Genomic DNA, 2,307 nt, shown 5'->3' on the forward strand with positions numbered 1-2,307 from the left:
TTCTATATTACACTTCATTTATATAATCGTCAATACATTATTTTAAAAAACTTTATATTTTATAGAATTCATTTACGTAATCAAATTATCTATTTACGTATTTCTTCTATAGTTATATACAAGCACCCCACAGAACTATCTATAGGGTGCTATTCCATCATAAAAGCTATTGTTCTTTTGACGGCACTGAACAACTTCCATCAGTACAAGAAAGGTCGCTTCCACCATCTACTGAAAGTTCCTGTAACTTCGGTGCAGGATTCTCTTCTTCCCAAACTTGCTGGAGTGCACCAACAAAAGTTTCAAGTGGTTGTGCACCTGAAATAGCATACTTTTGATTAATAATAAAATAAGGCACTCCCGAAATTTGATATTGCTGAGCAATCGCTTCTTCAATTCTAACATCATTTGCGTACGCATTTTTATCATTAATAACATTTAAAGCTTCTTGCTTATCTAAACCTGAAGCTTCAGCAATAGTAGCAAGTGTATCCACATCACTTAAATTTTTCGATTCAGTGAAATATGCAAAAAGTAGATTTTCCGTAATCTCCTTTTCTTTTCCATGATTCTTTGCAAACTTCGCAAGACGATGCGCATCAAACGTATTCGTCGGCTTCATCTCATCAAAATTAAAACTTAAACCCATACTAGCTGCATGATTTCCTAGCTGTACGTTATTACGCTTAGCTTCTTCAATACTAATCCCATACTTTGATGCAAGCACTTCATTAATACTTGTTCCAGAGTAAACGGGAGTATTCGGATCCAACTCAAAACTTTTAAACTCAACTTCAACATCCTTCTTATGTGGAAATTGCTCTAAAGCCATCTCTAATCTACGTTTCCCAATATAGCAAAATGGGCATACAAAATCCGACCAAACCTCAATTTTCATATAAACACCTCATTAACATTTAGTTTTCAATCATTGTAGCACTGAGATTAAGGAATTCAAAAGTTTTTGCTCTATCTCCTTCATATAGTACATACAAAAATACACTTATAGCAGACTACCTAATTAACAAAAAAACGATAATCAAAAGGATTAACTATTATCCCTCCGATTATCGTCTATATAAATGCAACAACTTTAATTATGCCGGAATATACTTCCCTACGAACTTCCATACGGTATTCCAATATTTATTCGAATCTACTTTCTCCGCTTCTCCATGCCCAGCACCTGGAACAATTAATTTCTCTTTTTCTACTTTTGCAGCATTATATACTTCATCTAACATTTCAAAAGGAACGAATGTATCAGCATCCCCATGAATGAATAGCATAGGTGTTTTACTTTTCGCTACTTGTTTTACAGCTGAAGCTTCTTCTAAATCATATCCAGCTCTTAATTTTGTAACTGTATTTGCCGCATTCATAACAGGAAACTTCGGCAAGTGGAATAAATCTTTTAGCTGATAAGTAAATTCATCAATAACGGTTGAGTATCCACAATCTTCAATAATAACTTTAACATTAGAAGGTAAATCTTCTCCTGAAGTCATCATTACAGTTGCCCCGCCCATTGAAACACCAAATAGAGCTATTTCAGCATTAGGATCTTTCTTTAAGATTTGTTGAATCCAAATCAAAACATCTTTACGATCATGCCAGCCCATACCAACATAATCCCCTTCACTATTTCCGTGCCCACGAAGGTCTGGTGCTATGACATTATAGCCTTGTTCATAAAAGTTACGAATATATTTCGTCATTTCTGATGCTCTACCATTGTATCCATGAACCACAATTGCCCATTTATGACTAGATTGTTCATTCATATATTCATAGCCTTTTAAATTCATTTTATCGAAAGAACGTATAGTTAATGTGTTAGGTTTATACTTCGATACGAAGTTCGCATTCTTTTCTTCATTTGTAGCCAATACATCTCCCGATGCATTTACCGTTTCTACTAAATGAGGATTATCTTGTAAAAACTCTTTTTCTTGTTTCGCATTCAACGCGTAGTTATAAAAATAATTCCCAACTAACATATACACGATTACTAGAAGGACTAAGACTACTATAGTAATTATACCTATTCTTTTCATATTATCTCCTTTTCTAACTTAAATCTTCTTATATTAAAGTACATCAAAAAAACAACTGTACTATTTTAACACACTGGTGAATTTTATCTTTAAGAAATAAAATAGAAAATCTTAAATTACATATCAAAAATCACGAAAGAAATCGAATAAAACTTATATAGATATGTAATTAGCTTTGAAAAAAAGTTACAAAACACAAAAAAGACGAGTCATTCTGACTCGTCTTAAGCTTGCTTGGCGACGTCCTACT

At 33.1% G+C, this 2,307-nt stretch carries 2 protein-coding genes; both read right to left on the reverse strand.

From position 1 onward, the window contains the following. Positions 1–166: 166 nt before the first annotated feature. On the reverse strand, positions 167–898 hold the full coding sequence (locus DN403_RS28250; RefSeq protein WP_000687924.1) for a DsbA family oxidoreductase: 732 nt from the start codon (positions 896–898) through the stop codon (positions 167–169). Positions 899–1,097: 199 nt separating this feature from the next. Further along, positions 1,098–2,057 (reverse strand): alpha/beta hydrolase, encoded by a 960-nt coding sequence (locus tag DN403_RS28255; protein ID WP_000821104.1) that lies wholly within the window; start codon positions 2,055–2,057, stop codon positions 1,098–1,100. Positions 2,058–2,307: the final 250 nt, after the last annotated feature.

The organism is Bacillus sp. AY2-1 (genome assembly GCF_008368965.1).
Taxonomy (GTDB): Bacteria; Bacillota; Bacilli; order Bacillales; family Bacillaceae_G; genus Bacillus_A; species Bacillus_A thuringiensis_S.